22 protein-coding genes are annotated in these 25,079 nt (G+C 67.1%); 14 read left to right on the top strand and 8 right to left on the bottom strand.

The features are described from left to right. Positions 1-189 precede the first annotated feature (189 nt). Positions 190-2,946 carry a TonB-dependent receptor gene (locus N8888_RS04680; RefSeq protein WP_065174735.1) on the top strand — a complete coding sequence of 919 codons (2,757 nt, stop codon included), beginning with the start codon at positions 190-192 and terminating at the stop codon, positions 2,944-2,946. A 248-nt stretch (positions 2,947-3,194) separates the two neighbouring features. On the opposite strand, the gene N8888_RS04675 is transcribed toward N8888_RS04680, so the two are convergent. Beyond that, a complete protein-coding gene (locus N8888_RS04675; RefSeq protein WP_111186015.1) occupies positions 3,195-4,808 on the bottom strand; it encodes an alpha-glucosidase family protein in 1,614 nt (537 codons plus the stop codon). 215 nt (positions 4,809-5,023) lie between these two features. Here N8888_RS04675 and N8888_RS04670 point away from each other — a divergent pair, with 215 nt between their 5' ends. After that, positions 5,024-6,022 (top strand): polyprenyl synthetase family protein, encoded by a 999-nt coding sequence (locus tag N8888_RS04670; protein ID WP_065174563.1) that lies wholly within the window; start codon positions 5,024-5,026, stop codon positions 6,020-6,022. 101 nt (positions 6,023-6,123) lie between these two features. On the opposite strand, the gene N8888_RS04665 is transcribed toward N8888_RS04670, so the two are convergent. Continuing rightward, positions 6,124-6,915, bottom strand: coding sequence for a dienelactone hydrolase family protein (locus tag N8888_RS04665; RefSeq protein WP_111186014.1), 792 nt, complete (start codon positions 6,913-6,915; stop codon positions 6,124-6,126). A 127-nt stretch (positions 6,916-7,042) separates the two neighbouring features. Between N8888_RS04665 and N8888_RS04660 the strand changes: the two genes are divergently transcribed. Beyond that, the gene (locus N8888_RS04660; RefSeq protein WP_111186013.1) at positions 7,043-7,633 is read left to right on the top strand and encodes an SMI1/KNR4 family protein; all 591 of its coding nucleotides are present in this window, start codon (positions 7,043-7,045) and stop codon (positions 7,631-7,633) included. 94 nt (positions 7,634-7,727) lie between these two features. On the opposite strand, the gene murD is transcribed toward N8888_RS04660, so the two are convergent. The 3 genes from murD to N8888_RS04645 all read right to left on the bottom strand — a co-directional run bounded on the left by murD (position 7,728) and on the right by N8888_RS04645 (position 13,141). Beyond that, positions 7,728-9,137, bottom strand: a complete 1,410-nt coding sequence (gene murD, locus N8888_RS04655; RefSeq protein ID WP_263177769.1) for a UDP-N-acetylmuramoyl-L-alanine--D-glutamate ligase — start codon at positions 9,135-9,137, stop codon at positions 7,728-7,730. Beyond that, positions 9,118-10,470, bottom strand: coding sequence for a UDP-N-acetyl-alpha-D-muramoyl-L-alanyl-L-glutamate epimerase (gene murL, locus N8888_RS04650; RefSeq protein WP_053516667.1), 1,353 nt, complete (start codon positions 10,468-10,470; stop codon positions 9,118-9,120). The genes murD and murL overlap by 20 nt, the downstream gene beginning before the upstream one ends. A 76-nt stretch (positions 10,471-10,546) precedes the next feature. Beyond that, positions 10,547-13,141, bottom strand: a complete 2,595-nt coding sequence (locus tag N8888_RS04645; RefSeq protein ID WP_053516666.1) for a bifunctional aspartate kinase/diaminopimelate decarboxylase — start codon at positions 13,139-13,141, stop codon at positions 10,547-10,549. Positions 13,142-13,215: 74 nt separating this feature from the next. On the opposite strand from N8888_RS04645, the gene N8888_RS04640 reads away from it, so the two are divergent. Both N8888_RS04640 and N8888_RS04635 read left to right on the top strand, forming a co-directional pair. After that, positions 13,216-14,088: a PhzF family protein gene (locus N8888_RS04640; protein WP_111186011.1), complete on the top strand. Its 873-nt coding sequence runs from the start codon at positions 13,216-13,218 to the stop codon at positions 14,086-14,088. A gap of 124 nt (positions 14,089-14,212) precedes the next feature. After that, the gene (locus tag N8888_RS04635; protein ID WP_263177767.1) at positions 14,213-15,091 is read left to right on the top strand and encodes a PhzF family protein; all 879 of its coding nucleotides are present in this window, start codon (positions 14,213-14,215) and stop codon (positions 15,089-15,091) included. A 46-nt stretch (positions 15,092-15,137) separates the two neighbouring features. Here the strand turns inward: N8888_RS04635 and N8888_RS04630 are convergent, their stop codons facing one another. Then, positions 15,138-15,569: an OsmC family protein gene (locus N8888_RS04630; protein ID WP_053516662.1), complete on the bottom strand. Its 432-nt coding sequence runs from the start codon at positions 15,567-15,569 to the stop codon at positions 15,138-15,140. A gap of 371 nt (positions 15,570-15,940) precedes the next feature. On the opposite strand from N8888_RS04630, the gene N8888_RS04625 reads away from it, so the two are divergent. The 4 genes from N8888_RS04625 (at position 15,941) to N8888_RS04610 (ending at position 18,215) form a co-directional block, all read left to right on the top strand. After that, entirely contained in the window at positions 15,941-16,339 is a 399-nt protein-coding gene (locus tag N8888_RS04625; RefSeq protein WP_053516661.1) for an HU family DNA-binding protein, read from the top strand. A 298-nt stretch (positions 16,340-16,637) separates the two neighbouring features. Next, entirely contained in the window at positions 16,638-16,946 is a 309-nt protein-coding gene (locus tag N8888_RS04620) for a DUF3861 family protein (protein WP_053516660.1), read from the top strand. A 55-nt stretch (positions 16,947-17,001) separates the two neighbouring features. Next, entirely contained in the window at positions 17,002-17,541 is a 540-nt protein-coding gene (locus N8888_RS04615; protein ID WP_128990361.1) for a hypothetical protein, read from the top strand. A gap of 77 nt (positions 17,542-17,618) precedes the next feature. Continuing rightward, positions 17,619-18,215, top strand: coding sequence for a YceB family lipoprotein (locus tag N8888_RS04610; RefSeq protein WP_065174554.1), 597 nt, complete (start codon positions 17,619-17,621; stop codon positions 18,213-18,215). Between the two features lie 65 nt (positions 18,216-18,280). Here the strand turns inward: N8888_RS04610 and N8888_RS04605 are convergent, their stop codons facing one another. Continuing rightward, positions 18,281-18,823 (bottom strand): type 1 glutamine amidotransferase domain-containing protein, encoded by a 543-nt coding sequence (locus N8888_RS04605; protein ID WP_111186009.1) that lies wholly within the window; start codon positions 18,821-18,823, stop codon positions 18,281-18,283. Between the two features lie 132 nt (positions 18,824-18,955). After that, positions 18,956-19,423: an SET domain-containing protein gene (locus N8888_RS04600; protein WP_053516698.1), complete on the bottom strand. Its 468-nt coding sequence runs from the start codon at positions 19,421-19,423 to the stop codon at positions 18,956-18,958. A 214-nt stretch (positions 19,424-19,637) separates the two neighbouring features. Here N8888_RS04600 and N8888_RS04595 point away from each other — a divergent pair, with 214 nt between their 5' ends. The 5 genes from N8888_RS04595 (at position 19,638) to N8888_RS04575 (ending at position 24,931) form a co-directional block, all read left to right on the top strand. Beyond that, entirely contained in the window at positions 19,638-20,093 is a 456-nt protein-coding gene (locus tag N8888_RS04595) for an SUF system Fe-S cluster assembly regulator (RefSeq protein WP_053516656.1), read from the top strand. 17 nt (positions 20,094-20,110) lie between these two features. Further along, positions 20,111-21,586, top strand: a complete 1,476-nt coding sequence (gene sufB, locus N8888_RS04590) for a Fe-S cluster assembly protein SufB (RefSeq protein ID WP_065182413.1) — start codon at positions 20,111-20,113, stop codon at positions 21,584-21,586. 65 nt (positions 21,587-21,651) lie between these two features. After that, positions 21,652-22,416 (top strand): Fe-S cluster assembly ATPase SufC, encoded by a 765-nt coding sequence (gene sufC / locus N8888_RS04585; protein ID WP_053516654.1) that lies wholly within the window; start codon positions 21,652-21,654, stop codon positions 22,414-22,416. Further along, positions 22,416-23,678, top strand: a complete 1,263-nt coding sequence (sufD, locus tag N8888_RS04580) for a Fe-S cluster assembly protein SufD (protein ID WP_065182414.1) — start codon at positions 22,416-22,418, stop codon at positions 23,676-23,678. The genes sufC and sufD overlap by 1 nt, the downstream gene beginning before the upstream one ends. Continuing rightward, entirely contained in the window at positions 23,675-24,931 is a 1,257-nt protein-coding gene (locus N8888_RS04575) for a cysteine desulfurase (protein WP_263177764.1), read from the top strand. The genes sufD and N8888_RS04575 overlap by 4 nt, the downstream gene beginning before the upstream one ends. Positions 24,932-25,079: the final 148 nt, after the last annotated feature.

The following is a 25,079-nucleotide window of genomic DNA, read 5'->3' as shown; positions in this document are numbered from 1 at the left end:
GGCGCTACCGTGGCGGGGATCTGAAAGCGATTACAACCCTGCAAACGTCATTGAATACGTATGCAGGGTGATTCCCGCGGAGAACCCGCTGCCTACCATAGCGGCGACGACAGCGGCCACCGCGTCGCACGTTCACGGCGTTGCCGGAACGACCTCGAAATGAACAACAACATTGCCTGGGAGGGGAAAATGTTGAACCACAAGCGCAGCGCGCTGAGCATCGCGCTGGCCGTTGTCCTGGCGCCGTCACTGGCGGCAGCACAGACCACGCAGAGCACCACCACGCCGGCCGGCACCGCCGCCACCAACCTGGATACGGTGCAGGTCACCGGTATCCGCCGCGGCATCGAGAACGCGATCGCGATCAAGCAGGACGCCACCTCGGTGGTGGAAGCGATCTCCGCCGAGGACATCGGCAAGCTGCCCGACGTCAGCATTGCCGAATCCATCTCGCGCCTGCCCGGCCTGGCCGCGCAGCGCGTCGCCGGGCGTGCACAGGTGATCAGCGTGCGCGGCCTGTCCCCGGACTTCGCCACCACCCTGCTCAACGGCCGTGAGGTCGTCAGCACCGGCGACAACCGTGGCGTCGAGTTCGACCAGTATCCATCCGAGCTGGTCAACGGCGTGACGGTGTACAAGACGCCCGATGCGGCACTGGTCGGCCAGGGCCTGTCGGGCACCATCGACATGCAGACCGCCCGTCCGCTCAGCTTCCCCGACCGGGTGATCGCCGTCAGCGGGCGCCTGCAGAAGAGCTCGCTCGGCGATGCGGCCAACGTCGATGAGTTCGGCAACCGCTTCAGCGCCAGCTACATCGACCAGTTCTTCGACAAGACCCTGGGCATCGCCATCGGTTACGCGCACAGCGACAACCCGATCCAGGAAAACCAGGTCGGCCTGTACGAGCCGTGGACCACCCAGTACACCACGGACGGAAAACGTCCCGGCGTTGCTGCAGGCACCTATTTCTCCGACGGCATCAAGGCGCTGCGCCGTACCGGCAACAACAAGCGCGATGGCGTGATGGCCACGATCCAGTTCCGGCCCAACAACAGCTGGAGCAGCACCTTCGATGCATTCCACACCGAAGCCGAGCAGATCGACACCGCCAACCAGTTCGAACTGAACCTCAGCAACTACAACGGCAATTACCTGCCGGGCCTGCTGATCAGCAATCCGCAGATCAACGCCGATGGCACCTTCACCGGTGGTACCGCCAGCGGCGTGTACCCGCTGGTGCGCGGCATGTACAACAAGCGCAAGGACAAGATCGACGCGTTCGGCTGGAACAACGAATTCAACTTCGGCAGCGTCAAGCTGGTCGCCGACCTGAACTACTCCAAGGCCACGCGTGACGAGCTGAACCTGGAGAACAATCTGCAGCTCACGCCCATGCCGCAGCTGGATACGGTCGGCGTGCAGATCCGCCAGAACGGCTTCTCGCAGATCAGCCCGGGGCTGAACTACTCCAATCCCGATGCCCTGTTCCTGACCAACACCATCTATGGGTCCGGCTACGGCAAGGTGCCGAAGGTGGAAGATCGCCTGAAGGGCGGCAAGCTGGCGGCGACCATCGCCCTGCCCGAAGCGATGGCGTCGTGGGCACCGGACCTGGACATCGGCGTGAACTATGCCGATCGCCGCAAGGTCAAGACCCAGTCCGAGGGCAACATCCTGCTCGGTGCCCAGGGCGATGCCAACATCGCGGCGGACCTGCAGTACGATCCGGTGAACCTGGGCTTTGCCGGCCTCGGTACCATCCCGGCCTGGAACGTACCGGCGGCGGTCGCCCGCTACATGACCTTCGATCCGGTCGACAACCTGGACTACCTGATTCCCAAGTCGTGGACGGTGCAGGAGAAGATCACCACCGCCTGGGCGCGCCTGAACATCAACACCGACATCGGCGTGGTCGGCGTGCGCGGCAACATCGGCGTGCAGATGCAGCGCACCGATCAGAGTTCGGACTCCCGCTACTGGGACGCGTCGCAGCCCGCCGGCAGCAACGTGCAGCCCTACTCCGACGGCCGCAAGTACAACGACTGGCTGCCGAGCCTGAATCTGGCCTTCATGTTCCCGCACGAACAGACCCTGCGCTTCGCGGCAGCCAAGCAGGTCGCGCGCCCACGCGTGGACCAGATGCGCGCCGGCCTGGAGTTCGGCGTGGATACCTCCACCGGTCGCCCCGGCGGCAGCGGCGGCAATCCGCGGCTGGACCCGTGGCGCGCCACCGCGCTGGATCTGTCCTATGAGAAGTACTTCGGCGAGAAGGCCTACGTCGCTGCGGCGATCTTCTACAAGGACCTGAAGAGCTACGTCTACACGCAGTCGGTGGACAACTACGACTTCAGCGGGCTGCTCGGCAACTACGTGCCGCCGCCGGGCATGGTGGTGCCCGTGCTGCCGACCGGCACCTTCTCCACGCCGGTGAACGGTGAGGGCGGTACCCTGCGCGGCCTCGAGCTGACCGGTTCGTTCCCGCTGGAGATGCTCACCGACAGCCTGCGCGGCTTCGGCGTGCAGGCCAGTGCCACGTTCAACGACAGCGACATCAAGATCCTCGACCCGGAAAGCGCCTCCAGCGTGGGTACCGATCCCATCAGCCTCCCGGGCCTGTCCAAGCGTGTGTACAACTTCACCGCGTACTTCGAGCGCAATGGTTTCGAGGCCCGCGTGAGCCAGCGCCGTCGTTCGGACTTCATCGGTGAGATCGGCAACTTCAACGGCAACCGCACCCTGCGTTATGTGGTGGGCGAGAACGTGACCGATGCGCAGATCAGCTACACCTTCAGCGACAGCAGCGCCCTGCGCGGGCTGACCCTGCTGCTGCAGGGAAGCAACCTGACCAACGAGCCGTACCGCACCTACGCCGGCACCAAGGATCGCCCGCTGGAATACATCGAGTGGGGCCGCACCTACGTGCTGGGTGTGAACTACAAGTTCTGACCCTCACCGGGCAATGCCGGCCCCAGGCCGGCAACCGCCCATCGAATGCCGGACGCTGCCCGGCAACCGCTCCATCGGTAGCGCCGGGCCATGCCCGGCGGCGAGGACCGCAGGCATGACCGGAAACCCGCTGCGCATCTGCAGCGGGTTTTCTTTTGGGCGCGACCCGCCAGCCACGGCACCGCCCATAAAAAAGGGACGGGGCGCTTCGGCCCCGTCCCCGCAAGTACCGCCACCGGAGAAATCGATCAGCTGCGTCGTGCGCAGAACACCGCACGCGGCGGCAGCTGGAGTTCGCCACCCTGCACCGTGCCCGCATCCGGGCCCGGCACATCCATCTGCTGCCAACGGCCGGCCGGCAGCGGATGGGTCACCGCCTCGCCCGACAGGTTGAAGGCCAGCAGGAGGGTTTCATCTGCAAGCATACGCTCGAACAGCAGCACTGGCTCACTGCTGTCAAGGAACCGGATGCTGCCATGCTGCAGGACGGGCTGATGGCGACGCCAGCCCAGGAACGCCCGGAAGGCCGCCAGCACCGACTGCGGGTCAGCGTCCTGCACCGCGACGGCCGCTGCCCGGTGCCCGGCCGGAATCGGCAACCACGGCTGGCCGGTAGTGAAACCGGCCAGTGGCGCATCCGTCCACGGCATCGGAGTGCGGCAGCCATCGCGGCCCTTGAAGTTCGGCCAGAAGGTGATGCCGTAGGGATCCTGCAGCGCCTCGAACGGCACCTCGGCCTCGGCCAGGCCCAGTTCCTCGCCCTGGTACAGGCAGACCGAGCCGCGCAGGCAACTCAGCAGCGCCACCAGCATGCGCGCCAGGCGCGGATCGGCCGGATGGCCGCCCCAGCGGGTGACCGCGCGCTCCACATCGTGGTTGGACACCGCCCAGCACGGCCAGCCTTCAGTCATCGCGGCTTCCAGGCGCGAGACAGTCTCGCGGATGTAGGCCGCGCTGTAGTCGTCCACCAGCAGTTCAAAGCTGTAACCCATGTGCAGGCGGCCATCGCGGGTGTACTCGGCGGTGGTGGCCAGCGAATCCTCCGAGGAGATCTCACCCAGGCTGACCGCACCGGGGTACTGGTCGAGCAGCGCGCGCAGCCGCTCCAGGAACGGCAGGTTCTCCGGCTGCGTGTTGTTGAAGTAGTGGTACTGGTATGCGTACGGGTTGTCCGGGCTGAAGCCTCGGCCAACGCGCTTGTCAGCGGGCTTGGCCGGGTTGTCGCGCAGCTTCGCGTCATGGAAGCAGAAGTTGATCGCATCCAGGCGGAAGCCATCCACGCCACGGTCCAGCCAGAACCGCACGTTGTCCAGCGTGGCCTGCTGCACCTGCGGATTGTGGAAGTTCAGGTCCGGCTGGTCGACCAGGAAATTGTGCAGATAGTACTGTTCGCGGCGCGGTTCCCACTGCCAGGCGCAGCCGCCGAACAGCGACAGCCAGTTGTTGGGCGGCGTGCCGTCCTCACGCGGGTCGGCCCAGACGTACCAGTCGGCCTTCGGATTGCTGCGATCCTGGCGGCTCTCGCGGAACCACGCGTGCTCGATCGACGTATGGCTGAGGACCTGGTCGATCATCACCTTCAGCCCCAGGCCGTGGGCCTTGGCCAGCAGGCGGTCGAAGTCCTCCAGGCTGCCGAACAGCGGGTCGACGTCGCGGTAATCGGCGATGTCATAGCCGAAATCGGCCATCGGCGACTTGAAGAACGGCGAGATCCAGATGGCATCCACACCCAGCGTGGCGATGTGGTCCAGGCGCTGGATGATCCCTGGCAGGTCACCGACCCCGTCGCCGTTGGCGTCAAGGAAACTGCGCGGATAGATCTGGTAGATGACGGCTCCGCGCCACCATGGATAGTGCGACATCGACAGCCCCCCTCCGGGCATGCGGGACCCGCCGGAAGCGGGCCGAAAACCAAGTCCCGCAAGCTTAGCGGTGCCTCCCCGGGGATGGCGCCACCTGCATACGTATTCACGCCAGGCAGTCACGGACGGCCGGGGAGATCAGGCCCGCAGGCCGGTTTGCGCCCGAATTCACGGGCAGCGCCTATAATCATCGACGAGCCTGAAAGCCTGATCGCATGACCATCACCGAAGACACCCGCCCCGCCCTGGGCCTGCCCCAGATCCAGTCGCTTGCTGCGGCCGACATGGCCGCCGTCGACGCCCTGATCCGGCGCCGGCTGTCCTCGGACGTCGTGCTGATCAACCAGATCGCGGACCACATCATTTCCGCCGGCGGCAAGCGCCTGCGGCCGATGCTGGTGATGCTGGCCGGTCATGCGGTCGGCCATGCCGGCCCCGAGCACCACCAGCTGGCGGCGATCATCGAGTTCATCCACACCTCCACCCTGCTGCACGATGACGTAGTGGACGAATCCAGCCTGCGGCGCGGCCGCAGCACCGCCAATGCCCTGTGGGGCAACGCACCGAGCGTGCTGGTTGGCGACTTCCTGTACTCGCGCAGTTTCCAGCTGATGGTCGAGCTGGACCGCATGCCGGTGATGCGGATCCTGGCCGACACCACCAATCGCATCGCCGAAGGCGAAGTGCTGCAGCTGCTGCACGTGCATAACCCGGATACCGACGAAGCGGCCTACCTGCGCGTGATCGAGCGCAAGACCGCCGTGCTGTTCGCTGCCGGCACCCGCCTGGGCGCGCTGGCCAGCGGCGTGGACGAAGCCACCCAGCAGGCGCTGTACGACTACGGCATGCATCTGGGCTACGCCTTCCAGATCGCCGATGACGTGCTGGATTACTCGGCCAACGCCGAGGAGCTGGGCAAGAATCTGGGCGACGACCTCGCCGAAGGCAAGGCAACGCTGCCGCTGATCCATGCCATGGCCCACTCCGACGACGCCACCCGCGAGCGCCTGCGCACCATCGTGCAGGAAGGCGATGCGTCGGCAATGCCGGAAGTGCTGGCCGCGATCCACGCCACCGGCGGCCTGGACTACAGTCGCCGCCGGGCCGAGGAATACGCAGAGCGCGCCGAGCGTGCGCTCGACGGGCTGGGCGACAATGATGCCGTCGCCGCTCTGCGTGGACTGGCCCGCTACGCGGTGCAGCGCACGCATTGACCGCGCTCGCCGGGCATGGCCCGGCGCTACCGGGTGCCGCTGCGCCCTGCGTGAGCGGTGTGCTGTGGTAGCGCCGGGCCATGCCCGGCGAACCCGGTGCCTCAGCGCTTCTCGAAGCGCTCCTCGAAGAACTCATCCAGTGCCTTCCACGCGCGCTTCGCCGCCCGTTCGTTGTACTGGCACCCCGGCGGATTGTTGGCATCACGCTCGGCAAAGCAATGCACGGCACCGCTGTAGTTGGTGAATTCCCAGTCGACCTTGGCGGCATTCATCTCGTTCTGGAAGCTGGCGATGTCGGCCGCGGTCACGCTCCTGTCATCGGCACCATTGAGTACCAGCACCGAGGGATGCGCTCCACCGGCCTGCGCCGGCAGCGGCGAGCCCAGCCCACCATGCAGGCTGACCACGCCGGCCAGCGGCGCGCCCGCGCGGGCCAGCTCCAGAACGGTGGTACCGCCGAAGCAGAAGCCGACCGCACCGATGCGGCTGGCATCCAGCGGCACCTTGCCGGCCTGTGCCTTGAGCACATTCACCGCCTCCAGCGCACGCGCACGCAGCAGCGGCCGGTCGTTGCGCAACGCGGTGGCGACCGGCCCTGCCTCGGCATCGGTCTTCGGCCGCACACCCTTGCCATAGACATCGGCCACCAGCACCACGTAATCATCGCCGGCCAGCTGCTTGGCCTTCTCGACCGCCGATGCGTTCACACCCTTCCAGTTCGGCACCATCACCAGTCCGGGGCGCTTGTCACTGTCCCCGTCGTCATAGACCAGCACCCCGCTGAAGGTCGTGCCCTGGTGCGTCCACTCCACCGGCTGGGTCTTCATCGCCGCCCACGCCGGCAGCGCCGCCAGACCCAGGACCATCGCCACACCGCAACGCCATGCATTCATGCGCCTGCTCCAGAGAAAAGGAAACAGAGGGGTCGCCTGATGTCCCCCTCCCGTCCGCATTCTGCATTGGCGGCGTGACGCAGGTGTGGTTGGATACGCCCTGATTCCGCCCAGCCCCTGTTTGCGAATGAACCTTGTCGATCAATTCCTGTCCGGCCTGATGCCGCGCCTGCCCGCCGACGATGCTGCGCAATGGGCGCATGTCCAGGGCGCCAGCGCCGGAGACCTGCAACGCCTGCGTGCGCAGTGGCCGCAGGTACCTGACAGTCTGGTTGCGCTGCTGTCGCGCGTGGATGGCACGCATTTCCGCCGGTATCCCGAGGGCGAGGTCTGCGTGCTGATGCTCGGCTCGGACGTGGAAGGCGGCGGATACCCCTACTACCTGCGCTCGGTCGCACAGATCTTCGAGGATCAGCGGCACTGGGACGACAGCATCCGCTCGATCTACGAAGAATGGCTGGACGACGAACCGGAGATTCTCGGCGACGGCATCGATGCCGATGTACCGATGAATCGCCGCCTGTGCTTCTCGCACTGCATGAACAACGGCGGCACCTCGATGCTGTACCTGGATTTCGACCCGGCACCGGGTGGCTCCGTCGGCCAGGTGGTGCGCTACCTGCATGATCCGGACAGCTATGCGGTCATCGCGCCCGGCTTCGATGCGTATCTGCAGCGGTTGATTGACGGCGACTACGCGTTCATCGAGGAAGCGTAGATCCACGCCTGCGTGGATGAATTTGCCGGCGGGTTGCCGGCCGGGATCCCGCCGGGGTCAGAGCCCTTTCCTGCGGAAAGGGATCCGCCCCCCCTCAGGCGATGCCCAGGCCCGGAATCGCGCTGATGCTGTCCGGATCGAATCCGGCCAGCTCGGCGAAGTGACGTCCGCGCGCAACGTAATCGCGGTAGGCCCCAAAACTCGGCGCGCCCGGTGACAACAGCACCACCCCGCCCTGCTGGCCCAGCGCAGCGCGTGCCAGCGCCATGGCCTCCGGCAGGTCGACGGCCGCATGCAGCCCGAATCGACCTGCATCGGCCAGCGGCTGCAGCATCGCGTGGATGCGCGGGCCGTTGCTGCCCATGGTCACGATCTCCACCGGCGGCACATCGTGCGCCATGTGCTGCATGAAATCGGTCCAGTCCAGGCCGCGGTCATGCCCGCCCACCAGCAGCGCGATGCGCTGGCCGCTGAAGCACTCCAGCGCCGCCAGACTGGCGTGCGGCGTGGTGCTGATCGAATCGTTGATGTAGGTCAGCCCATCGGCCACGCCGATGCGCTGCAGCCGGTTGGGCAGCGGACGGAAATCCTGCACGGCCGGCGCCAGCGCCGCCGCGTCCAGGCCCAGCGCTTCCAGCGCGGCCAGCACCGCACACAGGTTGCCGCGGTTGTGGCGGCCCGGCAGCGGCGTATTGCGTGTATCGAACACCGCCTGTTCGCCACGATGCACGATGTCGCCACGCATGTGCCAACCCTGCGGCTGGTTGAACCAGACCACCTGGCTGTGCGGCAGCGTCAGTTCCGCCAGATGCGGATCGGCGGCATTGAGCACGGCGATGCACGGAGCGGCATCGGTGACCAGCTGCAGCTTGTCCTCGATATAGCGCTGTTCGCTGCCATGCCAGTCCAGATGTTCGGGGAACAGGTTCAGCACCACCGCCACCTGCGGTCGCGCGCCACTGCGCGCCACTTCGCCGGTCTGGTAGCTGGACAGTTCCACCGCCCAATACTCAGGCGCCGGCTGCGGGTCCAGCACTTCCAGCAGCGGCAGGCCGATGTTGCCGACCAGGCCGGTGCGATGACCGGCCGCACGCAGCAGGTGCGCGACCAGCGCGCTGGTGGTGCTTTTGCCCTTGGTACCGGTCACGCACACGGTGTCATGGACGATGCCGTCGTCAGCGGCATGCTCGGCGAACCAGAGCGCGGTGCCCCCGATGAAACGCGTGCCCCGTGCCGCCGCGGCCACCGCGATCGGCTGGTAGGGACTGATGCCGGGTGACTTGATCACCACGTCGAACGCGGCCAGCGCCTCGGCCGAAGGCTCGCCATGCACCTCCAGTGACCCCTGCGTTTCCGCGCGCGCCGCATCGGCTTCGGCGGCCGGACAGAACAGGCTCAGCGGCAACGCCGGCAGGCGTGCACGCAGCACCGCGAATGCGGCACGGCCCTCACGCCCCCAGCCCCACAGCGCGACGCGCTTTCCTTCAAGCTGAGAAATCTTCACGCACCCGTTCCCACAGCGCAGCCGGAATGCGGTGCTCGCCCTGCAGCTGCAGCATCGGCGCCAGCTCCAGTTCGGCCGCGTCGAGCTGCGGCTGGATCTCGTTGCAGAAGCGCTTCACCAGCGCATCTTCCTTCCACTCCGGTCGCTGCGCCAGGGTCGCCATCGCTGCACGCGATTCACGACCTTCGCCCACGCACTCGAACGGCTTGTGATCCTGGAACTCCAGCAGCGCGTCGAAGCCACCGGCCTGCTCGACATCGTCCAGCAGATTGCGACCGAAGATGCGCACGAGGCGGGTCTTGGGCATGAACGGGGCCAGCGCCAGAAACACGAAATGGCACTTCGGGCAGACGCCACACCAACGGTTCACCGGGCGCTCGCCGAGGATATGGAAGTTGCGGTTGCAGCTGGAGAAATGCGCGTCGTAGAAGTCGCTCTTGGCGAACTGGCGGGCCACCGCCAGTTCCGACATCGGTCGCAGCAGCGAGTAGTACTGCAGGTCTGCGGCCACGTGCGCCTGCACATGGCTGCCGAAGGCCTGCTCGAACGCCCAGCCCTTGGACCACTGGTGGTTCACCTCGCCGGTGCCCGGAATCTGGCTGCCGTAGCTGGCCGAGCGTTCGTTGGAGAACACCACCTGGTCCACGCCCTGCAGCAGGGCTGCCAGCACCATGATCGCCGAGTTCACCGCGGTCACCGGGATATGGCCGTTCCACGCCCCTTGGCGGTTGAGCTCGAACAGCTCCGGCGCCAGCGCGCGGCCCAGGTTCAGCGTCGGCAGGCCGGTGCGTTCGGCGCAGGCACGGATCAGCTGCGAACCGCCGATCCAGGTGACCGTCTCGTCCACACCCGCCCGTCGCAGCGCTTCGATGCTGACCAGCGAATCCTTGCCGCCACCGATGGCGACCAGCGCATGCGGCTGCAGGCCCACCTCCGGTGCCTGCACCGGCTCGCCCTGCACCGGCAGGCGGAAGCGGCCACGCAGGTTGAGGCCGTTGCGGTAGGCGAACTCGCCCAGGCCGTTGAGGTAGATCGCTTCCACCAGCGCCGCGGTATCGGCATCGATGGCGTAGCTGTCGATGCTGACGATCTCCGGCACGCCGGCCTTGTAGTAGCTGACGCCGGCGATCAGGTGCAGCAGCTGCAGCGCTCGCTGCACGGCAGCGGCGCGCGCCGGGTCGAGGACGAACGGGGCGCCGGGAACGGTGATGGTTTCCACCATCTCGGGGCCATCATCGAAGGCGTAGACCAGACGTGCCACGCCGCTGTCCGCGGCAAATTCGCAGCGGACGAAGCGGAAACGGGAGACCTGGTGTTTGTCGAAAGCAGTCATGGTGTATCCGGTCAGGCACGGACCCGCGCGGTGGCGCGGGGCGTGTCGGTGGGCGGGTGCAGCGCGCGCAGGGCGATCACTCGATCACATCCTCGCGCGGCAGCGCCCGCTGGTTGTAGGTGTTGGACATCACGTAGCCATAGGCGCCAGCGTCAGCAATCAGCATCACGTCGTCCGGCGCGGTGGACACCGGCAGCTTGCGCCGCTTGCCGAACACATCGCTGGACTCGCAGATCGGGCCGACGACATCGAATGCCGCCTCGGCGTACCCGCCCTGGCGGCTGAGGTTCTCGATGTCGTGCCAAGCGTCGTACAGGGCCGGACGCATCAGCGTATTCATGCCGGCATCCAGGCCGACGCGGCGCACGCCGTCCTTCTCCACCACCTGGGTGGCATGGGTCAGCAGCACGCCGGACTCGGCCACCAGGTAGCGCCCCGGCTCGATGGCCAGGCGGAATGCGGGGTGCAACGCCTTGACCTCGGCCAGGCCGGCAGCCCACGCGTCCAGATCGAAGGGCTCGTCCTCGTCGCTGTACGGAATCGGCAGGCCACCGCCGATGTCGATCGTCTGCACGCTGCCGATGCGGCGGGCGAAGCCTGCCAGCTCATCGCACATCAGGCGCCAATGCTGCGGGGTTTCCACGCCGCTGCCCAGGTGGGCGTGCAGGCCGACCACCCGGCTGCCCAGTTCGGTGGCGGCACGGACGAACTCATCGACGCGGGCGATCGGCAGGCCGAACTTGGACTCCTTGCCGCCGGTGCGGACCTTGGCGTGGTGGCCTTCGCCGCGCCCCAGGTCCACGCGCAACCACAGCTCGCGGTTGCGGAACAGGTCCGGCCAGCGCTGCAGGGCTTCGACGTTGTCGACGGTGACGGTCACGCCCAGTGCGAACGCGGCCTCGTACTCACTGCGCGGGCAGAAGCTGGGGGTGAACAGCACACGCCTGGGCGAAAGTTCCGGCAGGTGCTGGAACACATGCTTCAGCTCGCCATGCGAAACGCACTCCAGGCCGAAACCCTCCGACTCCAGCAACTGCAGGATGGCCGGGTGGCTGTTGGCCTTGATCGCGTAGTAACGCTGGTCGATCGGCTTGATCGCAGCCAGCGCGCGGGCACGCGCCCGCACGGTCGGCAGGTGATAGACGTAGCGCGGGGTGCCCGCGTCGGCGAGCTGCAGCAGGTGTGCCCGCTGGCCGCGCCACCAGGGCGTGCCGCGCGGGCGAACCGTGCCGGCGATCTCGCGCCAGCGCGGGCCGAACACCTCGGTTTCCTCCACCGGCATGGCGCCGCTGTCGATCAGTTCCGCATGCAGGATCGGCAGCAGGCCATCGGCATCGGCCTCATCGATGACGAAGGTCAGGTTCAGGTCGTTGGACGACTGCGAGATCATGTGCACGCGCTCACGGCCGAACGTGGCCCACACATCCGACAGCTTGTGCAGCAGCGAGCGCATGCCCAGCCCGACCAGGGTGATCGCCGCACAGGGCACGATCACCTTGACCTTGCACACCTGCGACAGGTCGGCCGACAGCGCGGCCAGCACATCGGTGTTGACCAGGTTCTCCGACGGATCCAGAGACACGGTGACATTGGTTTCGGCCGAACCGATCAGGTCCACCGACAGGCCGTGCTTCTTGAACAGGGCGAACACATCGGCCAGGAAGCCGACCTGTTGCCACATGCCGATGCCTTCCATCGACACCAGCACGATGCCGTTGCGACGACTGATTGCCTTCACGCCCGGTACCGGCGCGGCATTGCCGTCGATGCTGGTACCTGGAAGCTCGGGGCGCTCGGTGTCGAGGATCGCCATCGGTACACCGGCATCGCGGCACGGCTTGATCGAGCGCGGATGCAGCACCTTGGCACCCGTGGTGGCGATTTCCTGCGCCTCGTAGTAATCCAGGCGGGTCAACAGGCGCGCGTCCGGCACATCCTTGGGATTGGCGCTGAACATGCCCGGCACGTCGGTCCAGATTTCCACCCGGCTGGCACCGAGCAGCGCACCGAAGTACGCCGCCGAGGTGTCCGAACCGCCACGGCCGAGGATGGCAGTGCCACCGTCCGCGTGCCGCGAAATGAAGCCCTGGGTGATCAGAAGGCGGGTCGGCTGCGCACGGAAGCGCTGCGCCCAGTCCGCGTCCGAGCGCCACTGGCAGTTCACCGACAGGCGTTGCGACCAGTCGCTCTGGTTCGGCTGCGGCGGCAGTGCATCCAGCCAGTGCCGGGCATCCATCCAGCCCATGTCCAGCCCGGACGCGCGCAGGTATGCCGCGCCCACGGTCGAGGACAGCAGTTCACCCTGGCCCAGCACGTCGGCCTGCCAGTCCAGCGGCCGGGTGGCCGCGCGCGGATCGTCCAGCAGGCCCTGCAGGGCGGCCAGACGCTCGGCCAGCACTTCGCGGCCGAGGCCCAGCTCGACCAGGAATGCCTCGTGGCGTTCGACCAGCGCGGCGACGCGATCACGGCTGTCCGCCGCACCGTCGGCGATCGCGGTCAGCTCGTTGGTCACCCCGGACAGCGCCGAAACCACCACCAGCACGCGCGAGCCGGTCTCTTCCGCGCGTTTTTTCGCCAGCTTCCCGATCGTGTCCCAGCGATGGCGACGCGACACCGAGGTGCCGCCGAACTTCAGTACGATCCAACGATCGACAAGGGGGGAAGCTGACATGGATTGGCTATGTGTATTGTGGGGAAGCCGCCCCTGGGGGCGGAACCTTCGATTCTAAGCCCAATATCCCCGCCATGACCGCCTATCGTTACCTGCAGCTCGATGTCTTTGCTCCCCGTCCCGGCACGGGCAACCCACTGGGTGTCGTATTTGACGCTGACGGGCTTTCCAGCGACCGCATGCAGGCGCTGGCCGCCTGGCTGAACCTGTCCGAGACAGTGTTCTTCATCCGCCCCACCGCGCCCGGTGCCGACTACCACGTACGCATTTTCACCCCGGGCAGCGAGCTGCCGTTCGCCGGCCACCCCAGTGTCGGTGCCGCCTGGGCAGCGGTGACCAGCGGCCTGGCCGTGCCGCGCGACGGTGCCCTGGTACAGCAGTGCGCCGCCGGGCTGTTGCCGGTGCGCGTGTCCGGCCCGGCTGCCGCACCGACGATCCAGCTCGCCAGCCCCGCAGCACGGCACCTGGATACCGCTCCCGGGGCGGTGCCGGAAGCGCTGTTGGCCCAGGCCGCCGAGGGCCATGTGGCCGAGTTGTGGGACAACGGTCCACGATGGTGGCTGCTGCCCCTGCGTGATGCCGCCAGCGTGCGCTCCCTGGCGCCGGACATGGCCGCCGTGCGCGACTGGACCAATGCCACCGGCGCCACCGGCGTGGCCGTGTTCGCACCGGAACAGGCTGCTGCGCACGCGCTCGTGGTGCGCGCTTTCTGCCCCGGCGATGCCGTGAACGTTCCCGAGGATCCAGTGACCGGCAGCGCCAATGCGCTGATTGGCGCCTGGCTGCGGCAACGCAGCGCGCTGCCGGGCACGGACGCCGGCTACGTGGCCAGCCAGGGCCGCGAAGTGGGCCGCGATGGTGAGGTCCAGGTCCAGGTCGATGCGCAGGGCACGGTGTGGATCGGCGGCCAGGTGCAGCCGGTGATCGATGGGCAGATTCACTGGTAGCCCCCCGCGCTACCCTATGCCGCCTTGCCGGTAGCGCCGGGCCATGCCCGGCGACTCGCCGCGCTGCGCGCTCGCGGAGCATGGCCCCGCGCCACCGTCCCATTGTTTCCTGGAGTTGTCACTGATGTCCGCACGCCGTTTCCTGCAACTGGATGTGTTCTCCCCCCGCGCCGGTGCCGGCAATCCGCTGGCCGTGGTGCTGGATGCCGACGGACTCGACGACGACACCATGCAGGCCATCGCCCGCTGGACGCGGTTGCCCGAGACGACCTTCGTGTTCCTGCCGCAGACGGCGGGAACCAGCTATCGCCTGCGCATGTTCAGTCCGCAGAAGGAAGTCCCGTTTGCCGGCCACCCCAGCGTAGGCACCGCGCATGCTGTGCTGCAGGCGGGCCTGGCGGAGGCGGTGGATGGCCTGCTGGTGCAGGACGGGATTGCCGGTGCGCTGCCGCTGCGGGTCAGCGGCGAAGGCGCGCAGCAGCGCATTGCCATCCGCACCCCGCGCGCGCAGCTGGCCGAAACCGCGCGGGCGGACGATCCGCGCCTGCAGGCGGCCCTGAAGGGCTGGCCACTGGGTCGGTTGCCGCCCGCACGCATGCAGGGCGGGCGCAGCTGGTGGGTGGTCCAGGTTGCCGATGAATCGGCCCTGCGCGCGCTGCGCCCGGACTGGGACGCGGTGGCTGCGCTGGCCGAATCCACCGACAGCATGGGCGTGTTCGCCTATGCATTCGCCGACGGCAACGAAGGCTTCGATCTGGCCGTGCGCGCGTTCGTCGGCAACGGGCGCCGCTTCGAGGATGCCGCCTCCGGCGCCGCCAACGCCGTGCTGGCGGCATGGCTGGACCTGCGCGGCGCCCTGCCGCGGGGCCGCGAGGCATTCGACGTCAGCCAGGGCCGGGAGGTCGGGCATGACGCACGCCTGACCCTGCGCGTGGACGAGGCCGGCGAGGTCTGGTCCGGCGGTCAGGTGCAGACGGTGATCGCCGGCACCCTTGATTGGTGATGGGTGGTTGCCCTGGGACGCCGGGCATGGCCCGGCGCTACCGACCTCAGCCCAGCTCGGCCTCCAGGCTGATGGGCACCGCGCTCAGTGCCTTGGACACCGGGCAGTTCTGCTTGGCATCGTCGGCGATGGCACGGAACTGCGTCGCATCGATCCCCGGCACCACGGCCTTCACTTTCAGCCGGATCTGCGAAAGCTGTGGGCCGCCTTCCATCGACAGATCCACCTTCGCCTCGGTATCCAGCGACGTCGGAGTGAAACCGGCCTCGCCGAGCTTGGCCGACAGCGCCATGGTGAAGCAGCCGGCGTGCGCGGCGGCGATCAGCTCTTCCGGGTTGGTGCCCTTCTCCTCGCCGAAACGGCTGTTGAACCCATAGCGGGTCTTGTCCAGCAGGCCGCTCTGCGGCGTGCTCAACTGTCCCTTGCCGGACTTCAGATCGCCTTCCCAGTGCGCGGTGGCGTGTCGCGAGATTCCCATTTGCTGCTCCTGTGTGGCGGTGATGAACGGTCACCCTCGCATGGCGCACGTTATGCCTGCGTCGCTCTGCCGCATTGCAGCGTGCCCGGCACGCGTGCTCCGGTTGCTTCGCGCCAGCTCCGCGCCATGCCGTTTTTCCCTTGTTTTCAGCGGTTTCGCACTTCCACCCGGCGAAAGGGCCGGCGCTTTCCTGCCCCTCCGGGTGCCCCTGCCCCCTACCGCCGGCCATGTACTGAATCGGCCTGGATATGAAAAAACATGCACTTTCCGCGCTCCGGGCTATTGGCGGCGCCCGAGAGTTGCCCTACATTGCGCTTGCCGACGGGGTTCGGCGCCGACCAAACAACCAACCGTTCACGGAACAGGAAACCATGGCAAAGACCGCTAAGAAGGCTGCCCCGAAGAAGGCAGTGAAGAAAGTCGCGACGAAGGCTGCCGCCAAGCCGGCCGCTCCGAAGCCGATCAAGGAAGTGCTGACCAAGTCCGGCCTGGTTGCACACATCGCTGAAGCCTCCGGCGTTGTCGCCAAGGACGTGCGCGCTGTGCTGGCCTCGCTGGAAGGCGCTGTCGCCTCTTCGGTGCACAAGAAGGGCGCTGGCTCCTTCACCCTGCCGGGCCTGCTGAAGATCACCACCGTCAATGTGCCGGCCAAGCCGAAGCGCAAGGGCATCAACCCGTTCACCAAGGAAGAGCAGTGGTTCGCCGCCAAGCCGGCCACCACCAAGCTGAAGGTTCGTCCGCTCAAGAAGCTGAAGGACGCCGCGCTGTAAGCGCGCGCCATTCGGCGGATGCATGACGGGACGGCCCAGGCCGTCCCGTTTTTTTTGGCGCCCCCGGCGGTTCCGCGCAGGCAGCGACCATCTTCCGGGCACGGCGCCGGGCATCGCAACACAGCGTTGCCCCAGCAGCGCAATCGGCCTCCCAGGCCCGCCACCAAAGGCTGCGGCCACGCTTCCCCCGCACTTCGTCCAACCGGGTGGAACACTGCGTGCAGCGCCGGCCGTCGCCGCCGGCGGCGGCCTTGCCTATGGTGGGCACATTCCCCCACAGCAACGGCGAGCACCTCTCATGGCCAGCCCCTCCACCCGCTACCGGATCTCGGTGACTCCGATCGAAAAGGACGGGTTGCAGTGCACCGGGCGCTGCACCATCGAACTGGAACATCGCGCCAGTCGCGACCTGATGCGACTGCTCGAAGCGGCACCGCGCACCGCAGGGCTCAGTGGCGACGAGCGCGCCACGCTGGTGGTCGCCACCCAGTTGCTGCGCGACATCGTGCAGCGTCATGCCGACACCGACGGTCATGCACTGGCCGCACTCGCCGCCCAGGTCCTGCCGGCGCTGGATGCGCTGGATCAGCTGCCCTCCTCCCGCTGAAGGCCCCGTAGTCGATACACTGCCGTCCTCCAGGTCGCCTCGGGGAGGAGGCACCATGCGCAGGACCCTGCTGTTGCTGATGCCGCTGGTCGTGCTGGGCTGTTCCCGGCCGCCCCCCGCAGTGGATATCACCGCCCCGGTCGCCACCAGACCGGATGATGCACACCGGCAACCGACGGCCGCGGACGATGAGGCTGCATCGCTGCGGCCACCCACCGTCCTCCCGTTGCTGGCCGCAGTGGCCGACGACGCTGAACCGCCCGGGGACATGCTCAGCCGGTACATGACCGACCTGCTCAATCGCGACCACGCCGCGAGCGACGCTGCCTGGACCTTCCCACCCGCCGACCCGCGGCGGGCGGATGACGCCGCGCTGCGCCAGCTGGACAACGTGCGCGCCCTGCGCCTGCGCAGCCAGACGCCGGTCGCCGTCGACGGCAAGCTTCCGCCGCAGCTGCTGGAAGTTCCGGTGCAGGTCCGCGCGGTGACCGCCGACGGCACCTTCCGCTTTGGTGGCTGGTATCGCGTGCAGCCCAACGCCGACGGCAGTGCCTGGCAGATCCAGTCGGCGCAGCTGCGGCCCTCTTTGGACTGAACCGCTGCAACGGCATGCACGCTCGATTCAGCCTGCAAAGCTACTCTGTAGCCACCCCGCCCTTTCCGGTCACCGCCATGCGCCTGCGTCCCCTGATGACCCGCCTCGCCGCCGCCACCGTCCTGATCGCCGCTGCGATCGGCGCGCAGGCCGCACCTTCGATTTCCGGCCGCGAACTCTCGGTTGGCGCCAGCGACGTGCAGCAGTACCTGGACGGCAGTTTCCCGCGTACCCAGGATGCACTTGGCGGCCTGATCGCGCTGACGATGAGCCATCCGCAACTGAGCCTTCCCGCAGGCGAACGCCTGAACCTGGGCATGGACGTGGCGCTTGCGACCGCCGGCGGCAGTCCGGCCAAGCTCGGTACGGTCAAGCTCAGCAGCGGCCTGCGTTATGACGCCCAGACCCAGGGCTTCCACCTGCAGCAGCCGAGCGTGGACGATTTCACCCCGGCCAATCAGGGCGGCCGCCTCGATTCACGTACCCGTGGGCTGCTCAATGCCTGGCTGAGCGACTATGCGCAGCGTGAACCGATCTACAAGCTTGATCCGGCCGTGGCCGGCATGCTCGGTGCGCTGCAGGTGCAATCGGCACAGGTGAAGAACGGCAAGCTGGTCGTCACCTTCAACCAGAACCTCGGCAACCTGGTACCTGCGGGCCTGCTCGGCAACTGAGCCGAGCTGCAGCACCATGCCCGGCCTCCAGCGGCCGGGCACGGGTGTGACACAGCGGCAGATCGTCAGGCAGCCAGCGCGCGGACGACGGCCTCGCTGAAAGCGGGAATGTCGTCGGGCTTGCGGCTGGTGATCAGATTGCCGTCCACCACCACTTCGGCATCCTGCCAGCGCGCACCGGCGTTGAGCAGATCCTGCTGCAGTGACGGCCACGAGGTGACCTCGCGGCCGTTGGCCAGATCACTGTTGATCAACAGCCAGGGGCCGTGGCAGATCGCCGCGACCGGCTTGCCGGCCGCCGCCACGTCGCGGATGAAGTCCACGGCGGCCTGATCCGTGCGAAGCGTGTCCGGATTGATCACGCCACCGGGCAATACCAGCGCGTCGAACCCTGCCGCGTCGGCTTCGCTCAGGGGGATGTCCACCGCCACCGCCTCGCCCCAGTCCTTCTCTTTCCAGCCTTTGATGGTGGCTTCCTTCGCCGGCGATATCACGCTGACCCGGGCGCCTTCCGCTTCGAGCAGGCGCTTGGGTTCAATCAGTTCGGACTGCTCGAAGCCGTGGGTGGCCAGGATGGCGATCTGTCTGCCTTTGAGGCGCTGGGCCATGGGTGCACTCCCGTTGGTGAGGATGAGTACCCAGCGTGCGGCAACGTACATTGAAGCGGAGTGACCCGCGTGTCGATGGCAGGTGCATGTCCGCGATGCGGCCGGCGATCGGCCGGCCGTACCCGGTGCCGGTCAGCGCTTGGGCTGCAGCATGGTGCCGGTGCACTTGGGGGAACCGCAGCGGCACTCCCAGATCTTCTTCAGCTTGGCCGTATGGCGCTCGGCCAGGACGATGCCGTAGTTGTAGGTCAGCTCCTCACCGGCGGCGATATCGCGCAGCGCTTCGATGAACACCTTGTCACCACGGCTGTCGCCGTCCGCATCTTCCTCGATCACCGCCTCGCAGTTGGGGTCGCAGCTGTGGTTGATCCAGCGCGCATCGTTGCCTTTGTAATTGGCATCGATCACCCAGTCGTCGTTGAGGGTGAACAGGAAGGTGTGGCCGCTTTCGACGTCACCGCTGTCATCGGCATCGACGTCGCCATGGCTGCGCAGCAGGCCCTTGTACTGGATCACGCGCTCGCCCTGCTTGATCGGGGCCACGGCGAACACACCGTTGCCATGGATGGCGGACTTGCGGGCTTGGATCTTCTTCGGCATCGGCACGGGCTGTTTGCAGCGAAAGGAACCCGGATTCTCGCCCATTCCGGGCAATTGCGAAAATCGTCCCGATGCTCCAGCATGTCGCCCCGATCGTGACCGCGGGTGAACGGCCCCGGCCAGGGTCTCCCAGCGCCGGCTGAATGCCCGGGTTGGATGCCGGCGAAGAAAAGCGTACAATTTCAGTCCGCTTTAAGAACCGCTCGCATCCCCCATGTTGCGCGTCACCAAACTCACCGATTACGCCACCGTCGTGCTGACCGTGCTCGCCGCCCGTCCGGGCGAAGTGCTCAGCGCCACCGAGCTGGCCGAATTCACCGGCCTGGAGCCGCCCACCGTCAGCAAGGTCCTCAAGCCGCTGGCACAGGCCGGCCTGGTCGAGGGCCTGCGCGGCGTCCGCGGCGGCTATCGGCTGACCCGGCCCGCCGTGGAGGTCTCGCTGTTCGAAGTGGTGGAAGCAATGGAAGGGCCGCTGGCCCTGACCGAGTGCAGCCACGACCACCACCAGTGCGGCATGGCGCCCAAGTGCGGCGCGCGCAGCAGCTGGCGGCTGATCAACGACGTGGTCTCCGAGGCCCTGCGCGATGTCAGCCTGGCGCAGATCCTGCCCCCTCTTCCCCTTGTCGATGACGAACAGCGCCGCACCATCGCTGTCGACGTCGTCTCCTGATCCGTAGGCAGCCCCCCATGGCCACCGAAACCATCGAAACCGTCGCCCACGACGACACCCCCAACCGCGAGATCCATGAGCAGCTCGGCCGCAAGTACTCGGCCGGCTTCGTCACGGACATCGAATCGGACTCGCTGCCCCCGGGCCTGGACGAGGACACCATCCGTGCGCTGTCCGCCAAGAAGGACGAGCCGGAATGGATGACGCAGTGGCGCCTGGACGCCTACCGCCACTTCCTGACGATGCCGATGCCGAACTGGGCCAAGCTGCAGATCGCCCCGATCGACCTGCAGGCGCTCAGCTATTACTCGGCACCGAAGGGCCCGAAGTACGCCTCGCTGGATGACGTGCCCAAGGAACTGCTCGATACCTACGACAAGCTGGGCGTGCCGCTGCACGAGCGCGCCAAGCTGGCCGGCGTGGCGGTGGACGCGGTGTTCGACTCGGTCTCGGTCGGCACCACGTTCCGCAAGGAGCTGGCCGAGAAGGGCATCATCTTCTGTTCGATGTCCGAAGCCATCAAGGAACATCCGGAACTGGTGCGCCAGTACCTGGGCACCGTGGTGCCGGTCGGTGACAACTACTTCGCCGCGCTCAACTCGGCGGTGTTCTCCGATGGCAGCTTCGTGTTCATTCCCAGGGGCGTGCGCTGCCCGATGGAGCTGAGCACCTACTTCCGCATCAACGCCGGCCACACCGGCCAGTTCGAGCGCACCCTGATCGTGTGCGAGGACAAGGCCTACGTGTCCTACCTGGAAGGCTGCACCGCGCCGATGCGCGACGAGAACCAGCTGCACGCCGCGGTGGTCGAGCTGGTGGCGCTGGAAGATGCGGAGATCAAGTACTCCACGGTGCAGAACTGGTATCCGGGCGACGAGAACGGCGTCGGTGGCATCTACAACTTCGTCACCAAGCGCGCCGAGTGCCGCGGTGCACGCAGCAAGGTCACCTGGACCCAGGTCGAGACCGGCTCGGCAATCACCTGGAAGTATCCCTCCTGCGTGCTGCTGGGCGATGACTCGGTCGGCGAATTCCACTCCGTCGCGCTGACCCACCATCGCCAGCAGGCCGACACCGGCACCAAGATGATCCACGTCGGCAAGCGCACCAAGAGCAAGATCGTCAGCAAGGGCATCAGCGCCGGCCGCGGCCAGAACACCTACCGCGGGCTGGTCAAGGTCGACCGCAATGCCGAGGGCGCACGCAACTACACCCAGTGCGATTCGCTGCTGATCGGCAAGCAGTGCGGCGCCCACACCTTCCCCTACATCGAGGTGAAGAACCCGGGCGCCACCGTCGAGCACGAGGCCACCACCTCCAAGATTTCCGATGACCAGCTGTTCTACTGCCGCGCCCGTGGCATCAGCCAGGAAGACGCGGTGTCGATGATCGTCGACGGCTTCTGCAAGCAGGTGTTCCGCGAACTGCCGATGGAATTCGCAGTGGAGGCCAAGAAGCTGCTGGAAGTCTCGCTGGAAGGTTCGGTGGGCTGAGCCCTGCCCTCGCAACGCATTCTTTTTATCGGCGGGCTGCGGCCCGCCTCACGGAAATTCCCACCATGCTGAAGATCGAAAACCTCCACGCCCGCATCGGCGACAAGGAAATCCTCAAGGGCCTTTCGCTGGACGTCCAGCCCGGCCAGGTGCACGCCATCATGGGCCCGAACGGCGCCGGCAAGTCCACCCTGGGCAACGTCCTGGCGGGCCGCGACGGCTATGAAGTGACCGAGGGCAGCGTCCGGTTCGACGGGGTCGATCTGCTCGACCAGGACCCGGAAGCGCGCGCCGCTGCCGGCCTGTTCCTGGCGTTCCAGTATCCGGTGGAAATCCCGGGCGTGAACAACACCTACTTCCTGCGCGCGGCACTGAACGCACAGCGCAAGGCACGCGGCGAGGACGAACTCGATTCCATGCAGTTCCTCAAGCTGGTACGGCAGAAGCTGGCCGTGCTGCACCTGAAGGACGAACTGCTGCACCGTGGCGTCAACGAAGGCTTCTCCGGTGGCGAGAAGAAGCGCAACGAGATCTTCCAGCTGGCCGTGCTGGAACCGAAGCTGGCGATCCTCGACGAAACCGATTCGGGCCTGGACATCGATGCGCTGAAGAGCGTGGCCGACGGCGTCAATGCGCTGCGCGCCGCCGACCGTTCGTTCCTGGTCATCACCCACTACCAGCGCCTGCTGGACTACATCAAGCCGGACGTGGTGCACGTGCTGGCCGACGGCCGCATCGTCAAGAGCGGTGGCCCGGAACTGGCGCTGGAACTGGAAGCGCACGGCTATGACTTCCTGAAGGACCGGGTCGTGCCCGAGGCGGCGGTCTGATGAGCGCCCTGCTTGATTCCATGGCCCAGGCCTTCTGCGGCAGCGATGCGCGCCGCGAAGTGCTGGATGCGGCCCTGCGTGATGGCCTGCCGGCCGCCCGCAACGAAGCCTGGAAGTACACCTCGCTGCGCCAGCTGGAGCGCCGTGCCTTCGCCGCCGCGCCGCTGTCGCCGCCGGTGCTGGATGTGGCCGTGCTGGAAGACATCCCCGCGCCGCGCCTGGTGTTCGTCAACGGCCGCCTCAGCGACGCACTGAGCGACACCCACGGCCTGCCGGCCGGCGTGCAGCTGGAACCGCTGTCCTCGGCGCTGGCCGCCGGTGAGGATGCCGCGCGTTTCCTCGGCCGCCGCTACGAGCGCAGCGACGAAGTGTTCGCCCGCCTGAATGCCGCCCTGGCCGATGAAGGCGCGGTGCTGCGCGTGGACGACGGCGTGCAGGTCGAGGCACCGCTGCAGCTGGTGTTCGCCAGCGTCGCCGGTGACACCGATCTGGCCTGGCACCACCGCCACCTGATCGAACTGCGTGCCGGCGCCAGCCTGGGCGTGGTCGAACACCGCTTCAGCGTCGGTGACTCCGCCCACCTGGACAACACCGTGCTGCACGTCCACGTTGCGCGCGATGCCGTGCTCAAGCATGCGCGCGTACAGGCCGGCAGTGCACGCCAGACCAGCATCCTGCGCACCGACGCGGTGCTGGCCCGTGACGCGCAGTATCACCGCGTGGACCTGGAACTGGGCGCCGCGCTCAGCCGCCACGAACTGAACGTACGGCTGGAGGGCGACAACGCGCAGCTGACCGCCAATGGGGTGCTGCTCGGCAATGGCCGCCGCCACGTCGATACCCGCCTGGGCATCGACCACATCGCCCGCGATACCCGTAGCGAGCTGCTGTGGCGCGGCGTGGCCGCCAACCGCAGCCGCGTGGTGTTCCATGGTGGCATCCAGATCCGCGAAGGCGCCGACGGCACCGACGCGAACCTGTCCAACAAGAACCTGCTGCTGTCGGCCGACGCCGAGATCGACACCCAGCCGGTGCTGGTGATCGATGCCGACGAAGTGAAAGCCGCACACGGTGCGACCGTCGGCCAGCTCGACGCGAACGCGCTGTTCTACCTGCGCTCGCGTGGCCTGCCGCAGGCACAGGCGCAGGCACTGCTGAGTGCCGCGTTCTGCCATGAGCCGCTGAAGGTACTGCCGGACGCGCTGCGCGAGCAGCTGGCACGCCGCCTGGACAAGGCCCTGGCCGAGGCGGGTGTGGCATGAATCTCTCCACCCCGCGCCCGATCGAAGAACGCGCCAGCGCCCCTGACTGGGATCGCGTGCGTCTCGACTTCCCGCTGCTGATGCGTGAAGTGCATGGCAAGCCGCTGGTCTATTTCGACAACGCCAACACCGGCCAGAAACCGGTGCAGGTGATCGGCGCGGTGGATGAGTTCTATCGCCGCTACAACGCCAACGTCAGCCGCGCGGTGCATGCCCTGGGCAGTGAAGCCACCGATGCCTACGAAGGTGCGCGCAACAAACTGGCGCGCTTCCTCAACGTGCGCCCCAGCGATCTGGTGCTGTGCAGCGGCACCACCTTCGCCATCAACCTGGTGGCATACTCGTGGGCGCTGCCGCGATTGAAGTCCGGTGATGTAATCCTGGTCTCGCGCATGGAGCACCACGCCAACATCGTGCCGTGGCAGCTGGTCGCGCAGCGTACCGGCGCCACCATCCGCGTGGCCGAGATCACCCCGGATGGCGCGCTCGACCTTGATGCGCTGCGTGCGGCCATGACCCCCGAGGTCAAGCTGCTGGCGGTCACCCACGTGTCCAATGTGCTCGGCACGGTCAACCCGGTGCGCGAGATCTGCCGTGAGGCGCGCAAGCGCGGCATCATCACCGTGGTGGACGGTTCGCAGGCCGCGCCACACCGCAAGGTCGACGTCGCCGCGATCGGCTGCGACTTCTATGCCATCACCGGCCACAAGATGTGCGGACCGACCGGCACCGGCGCCCTGTGGGCACGCCGCGAGCATCTGGACGCGATGCCGCCGTTCCTCGGCGGTGGCGAGATGATCAAGGAAGTCAGCTTTGACGGCACCGTGTTCAACGATGCCCCGCACAAGTTCGAGGCCGGCACCCCGAACATCGCCGGCTTCATCGGGCTGGGCGTGGCCGCCGACTACCTGCAGGACATCGGCCAGGAGCACGTGGAGGCGCGGGAAGCCGAGCTGCTCGCCCACTTCACCGAAGAGCTGCGCCGCGTCGAGGGCCTGCGCATCATCGGTGAAGCGCCGGAGAAGGCGGCCGTGGTCTCGTTCCTGATCGACGGCGCGCATGCACACGACCTGGCCACCCTGCTCGACCTGGAAGGCGTGGCCGTGCGTTCCGGCCAGCACTGCGCACATCCGTTGCTGCAATACTTCGGCGTCGCAGCCACCTGCCGTGCCTCGCTGGCGTTCTACAACACGCACGAAGAGATCGAGCGGTTCATGACCGCGCTGACCAAGGTACGTAAGTTGCTCGGCTGAGGATTCGCCAGAGCCAGGGAAATACGGGAACGCCGCAGGGGACTGCGGCGTTTTTTATTGCTCGTGGGAAGCAAGCCAGTAGAGGTGAAACTGGGAAATGCCGAGTGATGCCAGGAACGGGCAATCTCATCGTAATGCCGAACCATTC

The organism is Stenotrophomonas maltophilia, from assembly GCF_025642255.1.
Taxonomy (GTDB): domain Bacteria; phylum Pseudomonadota; class Gammaproteobacteria; order Xanthomonadales; family Xanthomonadaceae; genus Stenotrophomonas; species Stenotrophomonas maltophilia_P.
This window is presented reverse-complemented; position numbering and strand designations above follow the sequence as displayed.